At 59.4% G+C, this 14,606-nt stretch carries 15 protein-coding genes; 10 read left to right on the top strand and 5 right to left on the bottom strand.

The features are described 5' to 3' along the window. Positions 1–34: 34 nt before the first annotated feature. The 9 genes from V1T76_RS07060 (at position 35) to V1T76_RS07100 (ending at position 9,995) form a co-directional block, all read left to right on the top strand. Positions 35–574 carry a hypothetical protein gene (locus V1T76_RS07060; protein ID WP_330559920.1) on the top strand — a complete coding sequence of 180 codons (540 nt, stop codon included), beginning with the start codon at positions 35–37 and terminating at the stop codon, positions 572–574. A gap of 60 nt (positions 575–634) precedes the next feature. Continuing rightward, a complete protein-coding gene (locus V1T76_RS07065) occupies positions 635–1,159 on the top strand; it encodes a SixA phosphatase family protein (protein ID WP_330559921.1) in 525 nt (174 codons plus the stop codon). Positions 1,160–1,206: 47 nt separating this feature from the next. Beyond that, the gene (locus V1T76_RS07070) at positions 1,207–2,721 is read left to right on the top strand and encodes a YcjX family protein (protein ID WP_442970090.1); all 1,515 of its coding nucleotides are present in this window, start codon (positions 1,207–1,209) and stop codon (positions 2,719–2,721) included. Further along, positions 2,718–3,764 (top strand): YcjF family protein, encoded by a 1,047-nt coding sequence (locus V1T76_RS07075; protein WP_330559924.1) that lies wholly within the window; start codon positions 2,718–2,720, stop codon positions 3,762–3,764. The genes V1T76_RS07070 and V1T76_RS07075 overlap by 4 nt, the downstream gene beginning before the upstream one ends. Before the next feature lie 255 nt (positions 3,765–4,019). Then, the gene (locus tag V1T76_RS07080; RefSeq protein WP_330559926.1) at positions 4,020–6,128 is read left to right on the top strand and encodes an autotransporter outer membrane beta-barrel domain-containing protein; all 2,109 of its coding nucleotides are present in this window, start codon (positions 4,020–4,022) and stop codon (positions 6,126–6,128) included. A 194-nt stretch (positions 6,129–6,322) separates the two neighbouring features. Further along, positions 6,323–6,859 carry a dTDP-4-dehydrorhamnose 3,5-epimerase family protein gene (locus V1T76_RS07085; protein WP_330559927.1) on the top strand — a complete coding sequence of 179 codons (537 nt, stop codon included), beginning with the start codon at positions 6,323–6,325 and terminating at the stop codon, positions 6,857–6,859. 47 nt (positions 6,860–6,906) lie between these two features. Further along, the gene (locus tag V1T76_RS07090; protein WP_330559928.1) at positions 6,907–7,812 is read left to right on the top strand and encodes a Gfo/Idh/MocA family protein; all 906 of its coding nucleotides are present in this window, start codon (positions 6,907–6,909) and stop codon (positions 7,810–7,812) included. After that, the gene (locus V1T76_RS07095; RefSeq protein WP_330559930.1) at positions 7,809–8,780 is read left to right on the top strand and encodes a glycosyltransferase family 2 protein; all 972 of its coding nucleotides are present in this window, start codon (positions 7,809–7,811) and stop codon (positions 8,778–8,780) included. Before V1T76_RS07090 ends, V1T76_RS07095 begins: the two co-directional genes overlap by 4 nt. A gap of 39 nt (positions 8,781–8,819) precedes the next feature. Beyond that, positions 8,820–9,995: a vWA domain-containing protein gene (locus V1T76_RS07100; RefSeq protein ID WP_006932715.1), complete on the top strand. Its 1,176-nt coding sequence runs from the start codon at positions 8,820–8,822 to the stop codon at positions 9,993–9,995. A gap of 123 nt (positions 9,996–10,118) precedes the next feature. Here V1T76_RS07100 and V1T76_RS07105 read toward each other — a convergent pair whose 3' ends face one another. Together V1T76_RS07105 and V1T76_RS07110 are read right to left on the bottom strand one after the other, a co-directional pair. Next, positions 10,119–10,547 (bottom strand): universal stress protein, encoded by a 429-nt coding sequence (locus V1T76_RS07105; RefSeq protein WP_330559932.1) that lies wholly within the window; start codon positions 10,545–10,547, stop codon positions 10,119–10,121. 68 nt (positions 10,548–10,615) lie between these two features. Continuing rightward, entirely contained in the window at positions 10,616–11,404 is a 789-nt protein-coding gene (locus tag V1T76_RS07110) for an AraC family transcriptional regulator (protein ID WP_330559933.1), read from the bottom strand. Between the two features lie 267 nt (positions 11,405–11,671). On the opposite strand from V1T76_RS07110, the gene V1T76_RS07115 reads away from it, so the two are divergent. Next, positions 11,672–12,898 carry an MFS transporter gene (locus V1T76_RS07115; RefSeq protein ID WP_330559934.1) on the top strand — a complete coding sequence of 409 codons (1,227 nt, stop codon included), beginning with the start codon at positions 11,672–11,674 and terminating at the stop codon, positions 12,896–12,898. Between the two features lie 80 nt (positions 12,899–12,978). Here V1T76_RS07115 and V1T76_RS07120 read toward each other — a convergent pair whose 3' ends face one another. From V1T76_RS07120 to V1T76_RS07130, 3 genes are all read right to left on the bottom strand, one after another. Next, entirely contained in the window at positions 12,979–13,299 is a 321-nt protein-coding gene (locus V1T76_RS07120) for a 2Fe-2S iron-sulfur cluster-binding protein (protein ID WP_330559935.1), read from the bottom strand. Positions 13,300–13,427: 128 nt separating this feature from the next. Further along, positions 13,428–13,790, bottom strand: a complete 363-nt coding sequence (locus V1T76_RS07125) for an Hpt domain-containing protein (RefSeq protein WP_330559937.1) — start codon at positions 13,788–13,790, stop codon at positions 13,428–13,430. Between the two features lie 250 nt (positions 13,791–14,040). Beyond that, positions 14,041–14,355, bottom strand: coding sequence for a hypothetical protein (locus tag V1T76_RS07130; protein ID WP_330559938.1), 315 nt, complete (start codon positions 14,353–14,355; stop codon positions 14,041–14,043). Between the last annotated feature and the right edge of the window lie 251 nt (positions 14,356–14,606).

Below are 14,606 nucleotides of genomic sequence, written 5' to 3' on the forward strand. Positions count from 1 at the left end.
GGATCGACCGGGATCGGGTGACGAGGAGACTGACTTGGCGAAACAGGCCGCCACCCTTCTAGTGCTGGCAATGTTCGCGCTGCCTATCGCCGCGGGCGGGTCTGCTTACGCACAGGTGCCACCGGAAAAAGATGCTGGCTGGCAAAGCGATGTCGGCGGATTGCGTCATTTCACCGGCCTGCGCTGCCCCGACATGATAGGCGACTACTACCGCATCAAGGTGATGGAAGGCGACGCCGTCAGCCAGGCGGGATGCATCTACACGGGCCGTGACGGCATAACCGCAGTCCTGCGCAAGCATCTTCAGGGCACCGGCCGCCGTGAAGCCCTGACCTTCTCCCGAAATTACAAGGCGGCCGGCTTTGAGCCGATCAAGCTGACCGGAGCCGGTGCTTCCGGCATATCGTTCCGGACACGCAGCTGGACACCGACGAGCCTGTGCGAAACCTTGTGGTACTTTTCCGGTGCCACATCGGACTATACATTGTGGCTGTCATACACGCTGCCGACTCAAGAGGTGGAGATCGGACCGGCTGTCACCGCCTTCACCATGGCGCTTGCCAACCAGAACTGACCGGCAGTCCGGCCCTTGTGCGCCGGCACGTCTCCAACATCCACAGAACCGGGAAAGACGATGCGGCTCCTTTTGTTCAGACATGCGAAATCAGACTGGGGCGATCCGAACCTGGCCGATATTGACCGGCCTTTGAACAGCCGCGGCAAAACCGCATCCCTCAAGATGGCCCGCTATATGCAGGAACAGGGCCTGAAGCCGAACCAGATCCTGTGTTCCACCGCGCAGCGTACGCGAGAGACCCTGGCCCGCCTTCTGCCCACGCTTACGCAGGAAACCCAGATCCACCTGGTGTCCGACCTCTACCAGCAAAGCGAAGACAACTATGCTGGTTTGATCCGTCGCTACGGCGGCCGTGCGCAGAACCTCATGGTCATCGGTCACAACCCCGCCACCCAGGACACGGCGCTGGACCTGATTGGCACGGAATCTTCCGGTGCGCTTACCGACATCCAGGAAAAATTTCCGACCGGTGCTCTTGCGGTGATTGATTTCGATATTGCCGACTGGTCGGAGCTGCAGCCCAAGACCGGACATCTGGAGCGTTTCGTCAAACCGCGAGACCTGAAGGGCGAGACCGGCTAGGGCTTCGGACTTAAATCCGGATTGCACTTGGCCTCGCCCGCGCCTACATGAACGCGCTGGAGGCCTTTGTGAACCCATTGACGACACTTGCAGAAGAAACCCGGCTGACACTGGCCAACCTTGCCGATGCGGCAACCGATCTGGCAGTGCCAAGTGTCCGGCTGGGCGTGACCGGACTTGCGCGAGCGGGCAAGACCGTTTTCCTCACCGCGCTTGTGCATAATCTCGTTCACGGCGGCCGCCTGCCGCTGTTCAGCGCTGCCTCCGGCCACCGGATGACCGGCGCAAGGCTTCAACCGCAACCGGATGATGCAGTGCCTCGCTTTGATTACGAGGCGCATGTGCGCGCCCTTGTCGGAGAGCGGATCTGGCCGGAGTCGACCCGTCAGGTCTCAGAACTGCGCCTGACGATCGATTACGAAAGTGCCTCCTACTTCTACCGCAAGCTCGGTCCCGGCCGCCTGCATCTCGACCTGATCGACTATCCCGGCGAATGGCTGCTGGACCTGCCCCTGCTCGGCAAGGATTACGCCACCTTTTCCGCCGAAGCGATGCGGCGCGCCCGGGCAGACAATCGGGCGGAGATTGCCGAACCGTTTCTGAAGATCCTCGCGGCCACGGATGCCAACGGGCAGGAAAGCGAACCGGCGGCACAGGAACTTTCGGCAAGCTTCAAGACCTATCTGGCGGCCTGTCGCGCGGATGCCCACGCCCTGTCGATGCTTCCTCCTGGCCGCTTCCTGATGCCGGGCGATCTGGACGGCTCCCCGGCCCTGACCTTTGCCCCATTGGACATTCCCGCAGATACCTCCCCCGCCAGAGCCGGTACCTTGCGCGCGATGATGGAGCGGCGGTACGAGGCCTACAAGACCCACGTGGTGCGGCCGTTCTTTCGAAACCACTTCGCACGCCTCGACCGTCAGATCGTGCTTGTCGATGTGCTGCATGCCCTGAACGCGGGCCCGCACGCAATCGCGGATCTGGAAACAGCGCTCACCGAAGTTCTGGGGGCCTTCCGTCCCGGCAAACGAAGTTGGCTGTCTTCTATCCTGTCACGCCGGATCGACCGCATCCTGTTCGCGGCGACCAAGGCAGACCACCTGCACAGATCGGACCATGACCGGCTGGAACTGATCCTGAAGCGGCTGGTTGCGCGGGCCGAGGAACGCGCGACATTCAAGGGGGCCGAGGTCGAGGTTCTCGCCATGGCCGCCGTCCGGGCAACGCGCGAGGCGACGGTCAAACATTGCGGCGAAGCCCTTCCCGCCATCCTCGGCACGCCATTGCCTGGGGAACGGCTGAACGGCGACACCTACGATGGCAAGACCGAAATCGCCATGTTTCCCGGTGACTTGCCGGACGATCCTGAATCACTTTTTGGACAAGCTGAATCAGTTTCTGAAGCGCTTCGAGCAAGTTTTCAAACCGCTCAGGCTGATCTTCAGTTCCTGCGATTCCGCCCCCCGGAGCTCGACAAGACCGCCGAAGGCCTGACATTGTCACTGCCGCATATCCGGCTTGACCGCGCCCTTGAATTCCTGATCGGAGATCGCCTGGCATGACCGGTTCCCTGCCCCCGTCCCATCGCAAACCGGCTGCCTTTCGGCTCGACGATGCCAAGGTGCGGATGACAGATGACGACACGCGGATCCCCGGCTCCGGCGAAGCCCTGATAACCCAGGCCTTTGTCGACGAGGAAGAGCCACGCCTTCCCCGCGCCGCCAGCACGCCCAGATCCGGATTTCGCTTCGGCAAGTGGATGATGATCGGCCTGTCGGGCCTCGTGTCGCTGGCCGTTGGGCTTGCGGTCGACAGTCTGATACGGGATCTCTTTGCCCGGACCGACTGGCTTGGCTGGCTGGGCGTTGCCCTTGCCGCACTGGCGGCCCTTGGCTTGCTGGGAATGGTTGTCCGCGAAATTGCCGGACTCATGCGCCTTGGCCGCATCGACCATCTGCGCGACGGGCTGCAGAGCGCCGCCGATGCGGACGACGCAAAGGCAGCAACAGCCGGCCTGAAGGAGCTGCTCGCGCTCTACAAGGACCGTCCTGAAACCGCCCAGGGCCGCAAGGCCCTCGCCGGGCATATGCGGGAAGTGATCGACGGCCGCGACCTGGTCAAACTGGCCGAGCGCGACCTCCTCGGCCCGCTCGACCTTGAAGCGCGGCGCATCGTAATGAACAGCGCAAAGCGCGTCTCCATCGTCACGGCCGTCAGCCCGAGAGCCCTTGTCGATCTGCTGGCGGTCCTGTTTGAAAACCTCCGGACGATCCGGCGCTTGTCCGCCCTCTATGGCGGGCGGCCCGGAACGCTTGGCTTCCTGCGGCTTGCCAAACACGTGATGGCACATCTGGCGGTGACCGGCGGCATGGCCGCGGGCGACAGCCTCGCGTCGCAGGTACTGGGCCACGGGCTGGCAGCCCGGCTTTCCGCCCGCCTGGGCGAAGGCGTGGTCAACGGGCTGCTCACAGCCCGCATCGGCATTGCCGCAATTGCCGTGTGCAGACCAGCACCCTTTGTGGCCGGCACCGGCCCCACCATTTCCGATTTCATGGGAGAACTGGTCTCGTTCGCCAAAAAAGAAGACCCGTCCGGCAAGTCTTAAAGTTTAGATTTAAAATAGTACACGGCAAAGTTCTGCGCACAGTGCGATCAAGCCAATTGCTATTTCTACCGACGGCACATACACGTCTTGATCATTAATGTTTCTTCGGAAGCCGCCGTAGCGTTTCGAACGAAAAAAACAGAAATAATCAGGTGAGACGCTAACTTGTGCAGCGATAGGCCGTTGTCGCCCCCAGCAGAAATCCGCTTTTCGTTTTGCCACCCACTCAAGGGATTACTGCTTTGCAGTGGCGCAATGGCCCTGCTCGCTTCGGGCGAGGCTTTAGCCAGTGACGTTACCGTGGCCGCGGGCAGCACAGTCACCACAACACAGACATTGTCGGATGTCGGTGACACCGGAACGGTCGAAAGCGGTGGCAAGATCGACGTGACCAATCAGGACGGCATCGTCCTGGACAATGTCGATCAGACGGCAACCAACAACGGCACCATCACCGTTACCAAGACGACCACCGGCACGCCGAACCTTGCCGGTATCGGCTCGAATGATGATGACGCCACAGTTCACAACAGCGGGTCCATTGCTACCACAGGCAGCCGCGCCTTCGGCATTGCTGGCGACGGGGACGACTTCACTGTCACCAACTCGGGCACAATCACCACGACGGGCAAGGAATCCGACGCCATTTTCTCCCTTGGTGCAGGTTCCGACATCACCAACTCCGGCATGATCTCCACCACCGGCGAAGCTGCCTATGGCATCAACGCCGAGGGAGACCGGCCGACTGTTTTCAACTCGGGCACGATCACCACGACTGGCGACGACGCCTATGCCATCGACACGGACGAAGACAACGCGAAGATCACCAACGCCGGAACGATCGCGACGTCCGGTGAGGACGCAGACGGGTTCGACAGCGATGGCGACGATGTCACCCTGATCAACACCGGCGTCATGACCATGTCCGGCAGGCTGGCAGACGGCATCGACAACGATGGTGACCGTGCGACCATCACCAACTCGGGCACGATCAGCGTTTCCGGGGAGGATGCCAACCCGATCGAATCCAACGGCGACGATGTCACCATTTCCAACAGTGGCACGCTTCGTAACACCGGCACGATTTCCGGAAATCATGACGACGTCGGGCATGGCATCGCTGTTGACGGCGACAATGTCACGATCACCAACTCCGGAAGCATCTACAGCACGAACGGGTCCTCTATCTATGTCGACGGATCTGGTGCAACAGTTGCGTTGAACGAAGGCACCATTCTTCAAGGTGTGCTGACTTTCACCGATCCGACAACCGCGACCCTGAACTACGCCGCGGGGCGAACCGCAATCCTGACCTTTAGCGGTGTCCCGGGAACGCTGACCACGGCGGGTTTCGCCTCTTCGACCAACGGCAATACGGTCACCATCCTCAATCCGGAGGATTTCAGGTTGGACACGGCCGGTCAGACTTTCAACGCGATGACACGGGCCGTCACCGGCAGCATCGAACAGCAGATGGACCTCAATCGACTGAGCGGAACGTCCTTCGTCGCAACCAGCGGTCCGGCTCCTGACCAGGAAAATTCCACATCGATTTGGGCCACGCCACTTGGTGGTGTTCTTTCTCGCCAGGGAAGCGATGGCTTTGATCACGCCTTTGGCGGCCTCAGCGCCGGGGCTGAAAAAACATTCGCTGAAGGGCTTGCCGCCGGTCTTGCGAGTGGTTTCACCTTCGGCAGAACAACCAGCGACGGCGACATTCACTCGGCCTCCAGTTACAGCATCCACGCAGGTGGTTATGTCACCCGGTCCTGGCAGGCGACCTTTGCCCAATTCACTCTTCTTGGCGGTTACCTCAAAAGCGATGAAGACGTCACCGTTCTCAACAATATGGTTGTCGGCGGCTTGCAGGATCTCTCCATCGACTATGACTACGTCTACGTGACGCCATCCGCCCGTCTCGGCCACACCTATACCCTGCCCGGCGGCACCATTACCCCCAGCGCACGGGTGCGTTATTCCGGTCTCTGGCAAACCGGCAGCGCCGCGGAAGAAGTGACAGGCCTCTCCGTTTCCGACCGCTCGTTGCACGTTCTGGAACTGCGCGCTCAGGCCACCTACGATCATGCTCCCATCATCCAGACCAGCGGAACGCTTTATCTTGGTGCGAAAGCAGGTATCGATGGCATCTTCACGCTGAACGACAGCGTCGAAGGCACCCTGCAAGGAGCTGCCTTGAACCTTTCCGTTGACAGAGACGATGCAGTACTCCGGGGTTTTGCGGCTGCCGATGCCGTGTGGCAGGTGAACGATGGCACCCGGTTCCTCGCCGGCATAGAAGGCGGCTACGACAGCGCCGATACCCTTTCGGCATCGGTTCGCCTTGGCGCCAGGATCAGCTTCTGAGGCTTTCAGACGAAGCTGCCCGGTTCTTCTGCGTCCGGCACGCGCGGCAGCAGCCTTAGGCACCAAACAGGCCTTCACGCGCAATTTCAGGCCCCCGACCTCCACATCCCGGAGAAACCTGTTAGTCTGGCGCAGGGTCTGGATGGGGCTCGAATTAGGCGAAGGTGAAACGGCTGCTGGGGTCAGACAATTCGATGGATACCCGAGAAACGTCAATTGAGGGCGTGATTGTCCATGACCTTGTTGCCCACATTGATGAGCGTGGCAGTTTCACCGAGATTTACCGGGAAACGTGGCTCACCGATTTCAGATCGATCCAGTGGAACATCGTCACCTCAAGAGCGGACACCCTGCGCGGCGTTCATGTGCACAAGGATCACTACGATTATCTGATGATTCTGGCCGGCAGAATGCTGCTTGGCCTGCATGACATTCGCCGTGACAGCCCTACGTTCGGAACATCGGAAATTCTGGATCTCACCGAAGCACACAGACGTGCCGTTTCCATCCCACCGGGTGTGTGCCACGGGTTCTATTACCCCGAAGCCTCGACACACCTTTATTCGGTATCCACCTACTTCGACCCGACGGATGATCTCGGCTGCAAATACGATAGTCCGGAACTGAACCTGGCTTGGCCGACGAAGGACCCGGTTCTTTCCGCTCGCGACAGAACAGCCGACAGCTATGCGCAGATGCTTGATAAATTCTATTTGGACGCCAATGCCTGATGACAGGGCGCCCTGCCCTTTCCCGCTATCGATGATCGGGCAATATCATGACTGATGTCGGTTTGGTCGGGTTTGGCCGATGGGGGAAACTCATCTTCCGCGATTTGCGCAGTCTGGGCGTAGAAGTTCATGTGGCCGTACCGGGTAGGGACAGCCGGCAAGCAGCGCTTGACGCTGGAGCCGCTTCGGTGTGCGACAGCTCTGCCGCTCTTCCCGACTGCGCGGGCTATATCGTTGCGCCGCCGACTGTGCGTCACGGTGCCTGCCTCGAGGCACTTGCGCCCCGGAACCGTCCGATTTTCTGTGAAAAGCCGCTCACCAACGACGCGCGGGCGGCGCAAGAGCTTGCCGGTACACTCAAAGAACGCCTTTTCGTCATGGACAAATGGCGTTACCACCCCGGCATTTTGAAACTTGCAGAACTGGCAAAGTCTGGCGAACTTGGTCAGATCGAAGCCCTGCGCACCTATCGCCTCGGCTGGGGCAATCCGCATCAGGATGTTGACAGTCTCTGGATCCTGATACCCCATGACCTCTCTATTGCCCTGGAAATTCTGGGAACGCTGCCGAAGGCTTGTTCGGCCATTTCCCAGATCCCGGGCATGGGCGGCGAGGACATGATCGCCCGTCTTCAAAATGATGGCGAACCGCTCACCGTTACAATGGAGATTTCGTCGCTCCATCCATCCCCTACACGTTCCGTCGTCGTGATCGGCAGCAAGGCGGTTGCCCAACTGGCAGCATCCTATGATGACCGTATTCTTTTTGCCCCGAGAGAGGACAGCGGGAAACCGCAGCAGATCGAGGTCGGCACAAAAATGCCCCTCCTTGCGGAACTGGAAGCTTTTGTGGCGCATTTGAAGGGTGGACCTCCTCCGAAGTCCTCTGCGGCAGAAGGAGCGCTGATCGTCAGACGTATTGCCGAACTGAGAGCCCTTGCAGGTTTGCCGTGACCCAGCCGCGCTTTACTGTCCTACTGCCGGTCAACCGACCGCCCGCGCTGCTTTCATTTGCGGTCGACAGCGTTCTGAGCCAGTCGCTGCAGGACTTCGAACTGTTCATCGTTTGCGATGGCGCGCCTCTAGAAACCGTTGAGGTGGCGGAGAAGCTGGCAACGGATGACGACAGGATCCGTGTTTTTTCCTTTCCCAAGGGCGAAAGGCACGGCGAGGCGCACAGGCACACGGCGCTTCTGCAAGCAAGCGGCAGATATGTGGCCCAGATCGGCGATGACGATATCTGGTTTCCCGAACATCTTTCCGAACTCGACCGCCTGCTACAGACCTGTGACTTCGGCAATCTGCTTCAGGCCGAAATTATGCCCAACGGCGCTTTCACGGTTTACATCGGAGACCTTTCAGACGCCGACACACGCCGCAAGATGCTTGAAACCAGATGGAACTTCTTCGGCCCGTCCACGGTCGGTTATTCACTCGAGGCCTACCGGTCGCTCGACGTCGGCTGGAGCCCGGCCCGACCGGACTTCTGGACGGACCTCTTCATGTGGCGGAAGTTCCTGGCGCGCACGGACTTCACCTTTGCAACCAGGCCCACGGTCCAATGTATCAAGCCTTCCGCCGTGCACCGTAAGGACATGTCACTGACTGAAAGACACGACGAATTGGCAGCGTTGGTGCAAAGGTTCGCCGATCCGGCGGAAAGGCAGGCTTTCCAGACCGGTTGCAATGAATACCTGATCAACCACCTCAGGTCTGAAAGCCGCCGTCATGCGGGCAATGCCGCCCGACATGCCCAAACAGCAACTGCGCAGCAGGCAAAAGTCAGGCAACTGCAAGCCGAACTCGATCAGTTGAAACAGCGCCACGACGCCCTCGTCGCCTCGAGATCCTGGAAGATGACGGCCCCCTTGCGGGCTATCGGCAAGGCGGTTCAAAAATGCCTCGCCTGGCGTCCTTTTTGACCCTCGACAGGCAACTGCCGGGAACTTACCTTTCGCATCATGTTCATTACCTTCTTCACCGAACTGAAATCGGCCGGCATTCCGGTCTCGCTCCGCGAATATCTGACGCTCATGGAAGCGCTGGATAAGGATCTGGCGGAAAAGAGTGTCGAGGATTTCTATTATCTTGCCCGTCTCACCCTGGTGAAGGACGAGAGCAACCTGGACAAGTTCGACCGCGTCTTCGGCCATGTCTTCAAGGGGCTCGACCTCATGAGCGAGGTGCCGACCACCGATATTCCGGAAGAGTGGTTGCGCCGTTTGGCGGAAAAACACCTGAGCGAAGAGGAAAAGGCGCAGATCGAGGCGCTCGGTGGCTTTGAAAAGCTGATGGAAACCTTGCGCGAACGCCTGAAGGAACAGCAGAAGCGCCACCAGGGCGGCAACAAATGGATCGGCACTGCCGGCACATCCCCTTTTGGTGCCTATGGCTACAATCCGGAAGGCGTACGCATCGGCCAGCACGAAAGCCGGCACCGGCGCGCGGTCAAGGTCTGGGACAAACGCGAGTTCAAGGATCTTGACGACACCCAGTTGCTCGGCACGCGCAACATCCAGGTGGCTCTGAAACGGCTGCGCAACTTCGCGCGCACGGGCGCCGCTGAAGAACTGGATCTCGACGACACGATCCGCGCCACCGCCCACAAGGGCCTTCTGGACATCAAGATGCGCCCGGAGCGGCACAATGCGGTGAAGGTGCTGCTGTTCTTCGACATTGGCGGCTCGATGGACGATCACATCCGGGTCTGCGAGGAACTGTTTTCAGCCGCCCGGTCCGAATTCAAGGTGATGGAGCATTTCTACTTCCACAACTGCCTGTACGAATATGTCTGGAAGGAAAACCGCCGCCGCCACACCGAGCGCATGCCAACGATGGACGTGCTGCACAAGTATCCCGCCGACTACAAGATCATCTTTGTCGGCGACGCCTCGATGAGTCCCTACGAGATTGCCTACCCCGGCGGCTCCGTGGAGCACTGGAACGAAGAAGCCGGGGCCGACTGGATGCAGCGGATCACCGGGCTTTACAAGAGCGCAGTCTGGCTGAACCCGGTCCGGCAGGAACACTGGCACTATACCCATTCCATCCAGATGCTGCATGAACTGATGGAGGGCCGCATGTTCCCCATGACAGTCGAGGGGCTGACAGAGGCCATGAAGGAACTGGCCAGATAAAGCAAAGCCGTGGGATGCGCCTGGCAGAAAGTGCCGAAGGTCACGCATCCAGCCCTGTGAAGGCTGAGGTTGCGCGCCAAACGCGGGCAACGGTCCGCTCCGCGCCTCCCTTGGGCTGTTCGCTTACCCGGCGCGTAGCACCATGACCGAGCACGGCGCGTGCCGCACGATGTGAGCGGCGTTCGAGCCGATGAAATAAGTCGAAAGGCCCGGCTTGTGCGATGTCATGAGCACCAGATCGCAGTTTGCCCGTTCCGCTTCCTCGATCACCTCATGATAGACCGAGCCCATGCGGACAGTCAGATCGACGGTGCCTTCGGGAACGTCAAGATCTCCGGCGATCTTGTCGAGGATTTTCGAGGTTTCCTCGAATTCCCGCTTCTGCCAGCCTTCCGGAAGCTGGCTTGCAACGAAGCTCTGAACCTCCGGGCAAACAGCCATCAGGTGGATCTTGGAGCCGTAGTCGCGGGCAAATTGCGAGGCTTGGGCGAGCGCTTCCGCGGCGAAGCCGGTTTCGGCAGGATCAACGGGAACGAGGATTTTCTTGAACATCTTTTGTCTCCCCAAAAAGCAGGTGATCCTGTTTTGCGCCCGGTCGACCCGGTCTGCCATGACAAGGATCAATCCGCCTCGACACCGTCGAAATAGCGGCCGGGAGTGACACCAAAAGCCTTTTTGAAGGTAGAAACAAAAGCACTCGGACCCTCGTAGCCAAGCTTGTGAGAGACGTCGGAGACGCTGCGCCCGGAGGCAAGCAGCTCGAGCGCCCGGAACAGCTTCACCTGCCGGCACCAGGTCCGGTAGCTGAGGCCGGTCTCCGCCTTGATCCGCCGCTCGAACGAGCGAACGGACGTCGCACAGCGGTCCGCAGCCTCGCTCAGCGAGGGAATATGCGCCGGGCACCGCACTACCCCTTCGCACAGGTCGCGCAGCCGGGCATCCTGCGGCATCGGCAATTGCAGCGGGGCGACCGGCAGCATCTTCAGCTGATCCAGGATAACCGCGGCAATCCGTGCCGCCGGGCCCTTGTCCGTTTCCGACCGCGGGTAGGACATGAACTCCAGGATAAGCGCCCTCAACAGGGTCGTTACCTGCATCACCTGCGGCGTTTGCGGCAAATCCCGCGTGTAGTCATACTGCACGTAGATGAAGCGCAGTTCGGTATCGGTGAGATACCGGGTCTGGTGACTGACCCTGGGCGGCAGCCAGACGGCACGTTCGGGCGGCACAAAGTAGGTACCCATGTCTGTGTCGATGGCAATCGATCCCCGGATCACATGAAAAAGCTGCGCGGCATCATGGGCATGCCATCCATTGCTCCGGCCCTGAAGCTGAGTGCGCGCATAACCGATGATCGGTGCAGCGACCGCCTCTCTCGGAAACTCGGCAAGTTCGGGATGAATGCTCATGCGCGGGATCGTATACCTTCACTTCGAAATTGGACAGGAAGAGTTCTGCGGTCAGTCACCTCCGGCAATGCTTGAAGCCTCCCCTTTACGAAATCACGAGCCACAGAGATAATTTCGCGACCTCGCTGGCCTGCGACGATCTTATCATCTGGATTTTGGCGTTTCGGAAACATCTCATGACAAAACAGCGCTAACACGCAAGATACAATTGGCGTTAGAAACGGCTCTTAACACTGCCGAACGCTATCAATTTCCCACGGCCACAGAATGTCTTACTTCACGCAGAATGCCCATCCGAACGAGGCGACCGGCTGGCGGTCGCCAGTGGTTCTCCTGATGATCATGGCAGGTGCCATGCAGCTCTCCTTTGCTGCCTGGTGGAACCTGATGAACAACTTTGCCGTTCAGGAGCTGGATTTCACCGGCCGGGAGATCGGCATCCAGCAATCGATCCGGGAAATCCCGGGCTTCCTGAGTTTCCTCGCGGTCTATCTTCTGCTGATGATGCGCGAGCAGACGCTGGCCTATGTCTCGTTGCTGCTCCTGGGTGTCGGTGTCGCCGTCACGGGATATTTCCCGACCGCCTTCGGCTTTTACGTAACGACACTCATCATGTCGATCGGCTTCCACTACTACGAGACGATGGCGCAATCGCTGTCGCTGCAATGGCTGCCAAAGGCAACGGCCGCCGCCAGCATGGGCAAGATCCTGTCTGTCGGCGCTTTCGCCCAGTTGATCGCCTATGGTGTCATCTTCGTCGCCTGGAAGATGTTCGAGCTGTCGTTCACGGTGGTATTTGCCATTGCCGGCGGTCTGACACTTGCTGTCCTCGTGTTTCTGATCTTCGCCTACCCGCATTTCCGCGAAGGCGTGCCGCAGCACAAGAAGCTGATCCTCAGAAAACGCTATTGGCTCTATTACGCCCTCACCTTCATGGCAGGTGCCCGCCGGCAGATCTTCACGGTTTTCGCCGGCTTCCTGATGGTGGAACGGTTCGGCTATGACGTGCATGAGGTCGCTGGGCTGTTCCTTCTGAATGGCGCCTTCAACATGGTGCTGGCGCCCAAGATCGGCAGGCTGATCGTCCGCTTCGGCGAGCGCAAGGCGCTGGTTCTGGAATATATCGGCCTGATCCTGGTGTTCGTCTGCTATGCCTTCGTCACCAACGCGACGCTGGCAGCCAGCCTGTATGTGATCGACCACGCCTTCTTCGCCATTGCAATTGCGATCAAGACCTACTTCCAGAAGATCGCTGATCCGGCCGACATTGCACCCACCGCCGGTGTTGCCTTTACCATCAATCACATCGCCGCGGTGTTCATTCCGGTGGCCTTCGGCCTCATCTGGCTGGTGTCCCCGGCCGCTGTCTTCCTGGCCGGTGCCGCCATGGCGGTGGTCAGCCTCGTGCTGGCAACACTGATCCCGAGCAATCCGGAAGAAGGCCGCGAGGTCGATTTCTGGTACCGCAAGCCTTCTGCCCAACCTGCAGAGTGATCTCTACCTGGACAAAACAAAACGCCCGCCGGAGTGATCCGGCGGGCGTTTTGTTTGAAATCTTGTCAGAACTGACCTGATCAGGCCTGCCGCTCAGGCACATGCACCACAAGGCCGTCGAGATCGGAAGTCACCTTGATCTGGCAGGACAGGCGCGAGGTCGGCTTCACATCGTAGGCGAAGTCGAGCATGTCCTCTTCCATCGGCTCCGGAGAGCCGGTCTTGCTGCTCCAGGCTTCGTCAACATAGACGTGGCAGGTTGCGCAGGCGCAAGCGCCGCCGCATTCCGCTTCGATACCCTGAACCATGTTCTTGATGGCGTTTTCCATCACGGTCGAGCCTTCGGCAGCCTCAACGTCGGTCCGGTTTCCATCAGCGTTTACAAATGTGATTTTCGGCATATGTCGCGTCCAAGCCTGAATTTGCAGATCTTCGAAGCACGACATAAAGATTTACGGCGAAAGGTCAAGGACCGTGCCATTTCCGCGCGGCAATCTGCCTCTCCCCATTCTCGCCGGGGAACTGTCTGTCAACCTTCCAGAAGGTCCCGGATATAACGGTTTGCCTCATCAACCGCCGCAATCAGGCCTTCGGTTGCCGTATCCGTGCTGGAGCGCATCTTGCCTTCAAGATTTTCGCAGACAATCGCAACCCGTTCCGCACCGATGGCGCGGGCAGACCCTTTGAGCGTGTGCACCAGGTCAAGCCGAACGGCGTTGTCGGTTTCCTGCTTCAACCGCTCCAGCGTCGAGATGGACTGCGACTTGAACAGATGCAGGACCTGCACTTCAAGATCCCGATTGCCGAGCGTGTTTGTCGCCAGTTGCACCAGATCGATCGGTGCCTCCGGACCGGCGCGTCCGGCGACGCGGGCCATGGATGAAGGGGCCATAAGGGTGCTCCACGTTACTCTTTACCTGCCTGACGGCACCCAGCCGCAAGCTGTAGAGCTCCAACAATGAGCCCGAAGCCCAAACACCCGGTTAAACCGGTCGCTCAAACCCTCCCTTTCGGGCCATGTCCCCAAAAAATTGATTTCATGGTTAATGCGTTTTAACGCAGGTTACGAAACAGGATTAAGAAAGTCCTTGCGTTTCCGCCAATTTCCTGAATCGCTAAAATTTTAACGACCTGATTCGGCGTTAACTTTTTTTGACTTTTTGACTTGCGGTGAGCGCGTCGATAGCGGCGGGCGTGAGCTTGCAAACCAGCCAGTCGGGCTTGATTGGGTTGGAAAACCAAGGCTCTGCCCACCCCGCTTCGATGCAGGCACGAATTGTGCGGGCCGGAATTTCCCGGCCGTTGTCATCGAACAGAGGCAGCTTGCCGCCAGCCTGTTCAAGCCCCTTTTGCAACCAACGCTTTTGCGCCGCCGTCAGATTTCCCGCTTTGAGCGTAACTTCCAAGTCTGTTTTTTCCGCATCTGACGATGCGTCAACCTGCTTTGAATCCGGCATCCAATCCGCCCCCTAAGTGACTCACGCTATTGCCGTTTCTTGTTCGTTAGGAGAGATTGTGCCATTACAGTTACTGATGCGGCAAGGTGGGGAGTGTACCGTCGAACGGAAAGTTCACGGTCGGTCAGCGGCGGCCCTCCCTCACGAACAGGTTTTGCGGCGTTGCCACAGTTGAGCAGCGCCCGCAACGAGGACGCATCCGGTAGATAACTGTAAAGAGCTGCGCCAGCAGCTCTGCGCGTTTACCGGTG

This window comes from Roseibium sp. FZY0029 (assembly GCF_036350355.1).
In the GTDB taxonomy this organism is placed as follows: domain Bacteria; phylum Pseudomonadota; class Alphaproteobacteria; order Rhizobiales; family Stappiaceae; genus Roseibium.

Bases quoted from the DNA above. Each gene is read 5' to 3' on its own strand.
- V1T76_RS07065 (WP_330559921.1), top strand. From the start codon at position 635: ATGCGGCTCCTTTTGTTCAGACATGCGAAATCAGACTGGGGCGATCCG.
- V1T76_RS07070 (WP_442970090.1), top strand. From the start codon at position 1,207: ATGAACGCGCTGGAGGCCTTTGTGAACCCATTGACGACACTTGCAGAA.
- V1T76_RS07075 (WP_330559924.1), top strand. From the start codon at position 2,718: ATGACCGGTTCCCTGCCCCCGTCCCATCGCAAACCGGCTGCCTTTCGG.
- V1T76_RS07080 (WP_330559926.1), top strand. From the start codon at position 4,020: ATGGCCCTGCTCGCTTCGGGCGAGGCTTTAGCCAGTGACGTTACCGTG.
- V1T76_RS07085 (WP_330559927.1), top strand. From the start codon at position 6,323: ATGGATACCCGAGAAACGTCAATTGAGGGCGTGATTGTCCATGACCTT.
- V1T76_RS07090 (WP_330559928.1), top strand. From the start codon at position 6,907: ATGACTGATGTCGGTTTGGTCGGGTTTGGCCGATGGGGGAAACTCATC.
- V1T76_RS07100 (WP_006932715.1), top strand. From the start codon at position 8,820: ATGTTCATTACCTTCTTCACCGAACTGAAATCGGCCGGCATTCCGGTC.
- V1T76_RS07105 (WP_330559932.1), bottom strand. From the start codon at position 10,547: ATGTTCAAGAAAATCCTCGTTCCCGTTGATCCTGCCGAAACCGGCTTC.
- V1T76_RS07110 (WP_330559933.1), bottom strand. From the start codon at position 11,404: ATGAGCATTCATCCCGAACTTGCCGAGTTTCCGAGAGAGGCGGTCGCT.
- V1T76_RS07115 (WP_330559934.1), top strand. From the start codon at position 11,672: ATGTCTTACTTCACGCAGAATGCCCATCCGAACGAGGCGACCGGCTGG.
- V1T76_RS07120 (WP_330559935.1), bottom strand. From the start codon at position 13,299: ATGCCGAAAATCACATTTGTAAACGCTGATGGAAACCGGACCGACGTT.
- V1T76_RS07125 (WP_330559937.1), bottom strand. From the start codon at position 13,790: ATGGCCCCTTCATCCATGGCCCGCGTCGCCGGACGCGCCGGTCCGGAG.
- V1T76_RS07130 (WP_330559938.1), bottom strand. From the start codon at position 14,355: ATGCCGGATTCAAAGCAGGTTGACGCATCGTCAGATGCGGAAAAAACA.